Origin of the sequence: Nostocoides jenkinsii Ben 74, assembly GCF_001046875.1 — a bacterium.
Lineage (GTDB): Bacteria > Actinomycetota > Actinomycetes > Actinomycetales > Dermatophilaceae > Nostocoides_A > Nostocoides_A jenkinsii.
In genome coordinates, this window is the sequence record NZ_HF571038.1 from 3299812 (window position 1) to 3303946 (window position 4135).

A 4135-nucleotide genomic window follows, 5' to 3' on the forward strand; every position below is an offset into this window, starting at 1 on the left:
TATTGCGTCCGCGGGTGGGGGCCGTCACGTTATTGCGTCCGCGGGTGGGGGCCGTCACGTTATTGCGTCCGCGGGTGGGGGCCCTCAACGGGCAAGGTCGGGGGGAGAGCTGGCGGGGGGACTCGAACCCCCAACCACCTGTTTACAAGACAGGTGCGCTGCCAATTGCGCCACGCCAGCGGGCCCGCGTGGGCGGGCAACGACGAGGATACGTCTCCCCGACGCGGGAGCGTGAATCAGCGCTGCGGGAGCGTGAAGGCGTTCGTCATCGTCTCGGTCAGCGTCGATCCCGCCTCGTCGGCCACCGCGACCCGCAGGCTGACCGGGGTCGGCCGGGTCACGGTGGGGATGTCTACCGCCACCTCGTATGCCGCGCCCTCTCCCCGCGCGGGAACCGCGCGCCAGGACCCCTCCCCATGCCGAATCCAGGCCTTGACGGAGGTCACCCCCACGGCACTTGCCCGGCCGACCTGACGCACCGTGACGCCGATCTGTTGCCGGCCGGCAGCGAGCCGACCCGAGAGGTTGATCGGGGCGTCATAGTCGGCCGACAAGAACGGCAAGACGCGGCAGTCGTCGCCGAACGAGCACAGCCAGCCGGAAGGCAGGGCGATGGCGGCCTTCGGCCGCACCGAAGTCGTCGTCGTGACGCTCGCGGCCGTGGCGCCGGACAACGTGCGCCGGCCACTCTGGGTGAGGGACAGCGTCTTGGTCCCCGGCAGGTAGAAAGTCGAGGTGTTGATCGCGCCCGTCCCGGACGCGAGGGTCATCCCGCCGCCCGTCAGCGCGTAGCGTCCCGAATCAGCACCGCCCACCACATCCGGGGCGCCCGAATGCGCAATGTTGTTGTCCGCCATCGGGTTCTGGGCGACCCCCACGAAGTAATCGTTGATGCACGCGGGGCACCAGACCGGGTCACCGGGCGCCTGCGGGGTCGTCAGGAAGCGCCCGTGCAGCGCCGGCTTGCCCCAGCCATCGCGCGCCACGACCCCCGGCACCTGCACCGACGCCGGCGCGGTGAACACGCCGACGCGATCGCCGTCGGCGCCGGGCTGCTGCACATACGTCGTCCCGACCGTCACGCCGGGCGAGGCGGTCACATAACGGGTCAACCGCGCCGGGCCGCCCAACGGAGTGTCGAACGTGCGCGTCTCCAACCGGTCCGCGATCGCGGTCCGCACCACTGCCCCGGGCATCTCCGCGGGCCCATAGAACGACGACGGGTATGCCGTGAGATTGCTTGTGTCCGAACGGAACTCGATCTCGGACGAGGGAATGGCGCCGGTCCGCGAGTGATACGTCGTGTAGGTATAGCGGTCCGCCGAGTCCTTCGGCGACGACGCGCTCACGAACCGCTGCAGAGTTTGCGTGCCGGTCAGCGAGCCGACCGTCGGGCTGAGATAGAAGCGCGTCGGCCGCCCGCTTGTCTCGATGACCTCGATCTCGTTGACCGCGTCGGTCCCGCCCTTGCTGATCGTGCGGGTCAGCGCCGTGACGACCATGTCGCGTCGAGCCGCTCGATGGAGCTGCGTCACCAGCGGGGTGGTCGCCGTGCGCAGGTCGAGGGTGACCGACCGCGCGGCGTCCACCACGAATTCACGCGTCGACGCCAGATAGCTCACTCCCGCAACGGGATCGGTGGCTGCGCCGATCACCTGATAGCGCCCGGTCGGCAGGCTCACCTTGGAGCGGCCGGTGCCATTGGCGCCCACGAGATAACTCGGCTTGGCCGGGTCGTCGACATTCAGCACCGCGATCGTGGCCCCTGACGGCCGACCGTCCACGCCGACCACATCGATCGCCACCGTGTGCATCGCCCAGGTCGGGTTGGCCGGCGTCCCGTGGCCGGCGATTTCGGCGACATTGCGCAGCAGTCGGCCCGCCCCTTGGCCCGCCAGCGCCGCCTTGAACCGTGCCCGGCTCGCCCGCGTGAGATACCCGTATGCCGTGCGGCCGGCCCGCCGCGTGATGTCCACCCCGGTGACGGGGGTGGGGGAGTCGGGCGCGGCATACGTGATCGTCACGGGCACCCGATCGGGGTCCCCGGCGCTCAACGCGCGCACGTCGAAAAGCTGGGCCGATAATTTCGTCCCGACCAGGGACGCCACGCTGTGGGGCACCACATAGGTGGACCGACCGACGCGATATACGGTCGCACCCCCGCCGGTGAACGCGCCATCCGGGGTGACCACCGGCCCGGTCGGCCCCTCGGCCACCCGGATCACGTCCCCGGTTGGCAACGCGAGCTGACTCGTCGCGATGGGCCCGGCCGTGCGCGGCGTGGCGGTGGCGACGGGAGGTTGGGGCCGCTCGGAGCCCATCGCCGACGCGGAGCCGGTGGTCGCGCCCAGGCCGAGCGCCAGCGCGCCGGCAATCACGGTGGTGAGTTTCACGAGAGCTGTCCTTCGTCCAAAAGCCGGTCGCGCCGCCAAGCCCGACCTGGCCGAGTTCCATTGTCGCCCACCAGGGAGCGACGGGGAAACCGTCGACGGGCCTACCGACCGCCGAGTCCGGCCAGGCCACGGGGGGTGCCCAGGCCGGAGGGTGCGTCGTAGCCCGGGACGCCCGTGCACACGTAGTCGCCGGCGCACTGCCCGTTCCGGCCCCCGACGACATCCCAGAAGGCGGCGCGCGCGGCATACGCCTTGGCCGGGGAGTATGCCGCGCCCGATCCCGCGAGCGCGACCATCCCGGCGACGAGCGGCGCGGACGCCGACGTGCCGCCGCCGATCAGCCACCCCGGCGGCAGGCCCTGCTGATTGGGATAGGTGTCGTAGACCGCGACCCCCGTCTCGGGGTCGGCGACGGCCGAGACATCGGCGACGGTGCGCATCTTGCAGAGCGGGTCGCGTTGATACGCGGGTTTCGGGACGTATGCCGAGCACGCCGACCCCGCCCCCGACCACACATTCTCGTCCCAGCCACGCGGCGTGCCGGTGGCGCGGCGAAGGCTGGTCCCACCCACGGCAAGAACCTTGCTGAACACCGCGGGTGCCTGGGCGCGGTCGAAGCCGAAGTCACCGCTGGCGGCGACGGAGATCGTCCCGGCCCGCTCGTAGGTGTCGCGGTAGCCCCACATGCCGCCGTACTCATAGGTGCCATAGCTGTGCGACAGCACCGTTGCGCCGAGCCGAATCGCCGTCCGGGTCGCCGCGGCCAGCGACAAGTCGTAGTTGTCGTCGGCGACCACGAGCAGGATCTTGCACGTCGGACAGGTCGCGGACGCGAGCTGGATGTCCATCGAGCCTTCGAGGGCCCATCCCGGATCGGGCGCCGGCAAGGGCGTCGTCGTGCCGCGCTGGTTGACCTTGCGGAAGCATCCGGTCGCGGTGGTGCAGGGCGGCAGCCCCATCGTGCGCCGATAGACAGCGAGGTCGGCGGCGGCCTTCGGCACATCAAAGGCGACGACGACCCCGATCGTCGTGCGCGCCCCCGTCGCCGGAAGACCGTATGCCGCGCGGAACTGCGCCGGCCCGAACCCCCGCGGAACCGCAACCCGGCTTCCGGTGAAACCCGTTCCCGGAGAACGGAACCGGGAGAGGCAGCGGGCGTAGCCGGGTCGGTCCTCGGTCCCGCAGGAGGGGGTCACGACGGCCGACTCGGGGACCGCGGTAGCGCCAGCGGGGGCCGGGGGCACGGCCATACCGGATGAAGAGGAGGCTCCGCCGAGCACAACCGCCGCCGCGGTCGCCGCCGCGGCGAGCAGGGTTCGCACTCGCCTCATCGCGGTGGCATGCGCAAGGCGCCGTCGAGCCGGATGACCTCGCCGTTGAGCATCGCGTTGTCGACGATGTGGCCGACGAGTTTGGCGTAGTCGGCGGGGTCGCCGAGTCGCGAGGGGTGAGGCACCTGCTTTTCCAGGATCGTCTTCACATCGCCCGGCAGGCCATCCATCATCGGTGTCTGAAAGGTGCCCGGGGCGATCGTCACCACGCGGATCGCCTTGTCGGCGAGGTCGCGGGCCGCGGACAACGTCAGCCCCACGATTCCCCCCTTGCTGGAGGCGTATGCCGCCTGGCCCACCTGCCCGTCGTAGGCGGCGATGGAGGCGGTCATGACGACAACACCGCGGTCGCCATCGATCGGCTCGTTGGCCGTCATGGCGGCGGCGGCCAGCCGCAGCACGTTGAAGGTG

At 71.0% G+C, this 4135-nt stretch carries 3 protein-coding genes and 1 tRNA gene; all 4 read right to left on the reverse strand.

Annotated features, from left to right (window positions below; translation table 11 throughout):
- Positions 1–107: 107 nt before the first annotated feature.
- Positions 108–180, reverse strand: a tRNA-Thr gene (locus BN13_RS15785).
- Positions 181–236: 56 nt separating this feature from the next.
- Positions 237–2393 (reverse strand): hypothetical protein, encoded by a 2157-nt coding sequence (locus BN13_RS15790; RefSeq protein ID WP_048548147.1) that lies wholly within the window; start codon positions 2391–2393, stop codon positions 237–239.
- A gap of 101 nt (positions 2394–2494) precedes the next feature.
- Positions 2495–3724, reverse strand: coding sequence for a S53 family peptidase (locus tag BN13_RS15795; protein ID WP_084733815.1), 1230 nt, complete (start codon positions 3722–3724; stop codon positions 2495–2497).
- On the reverse strand, positions 3721–4135 hold a 415-nt coding region (locus BN13_RS15800), incomplete at its 5' end, for an SDR family NAD(P)-dependent oxidoreductase (protein WP_048548148.1). The genes BN13_RS15795 and BN13_RS15800, both read right to left, overlap by 4 nt.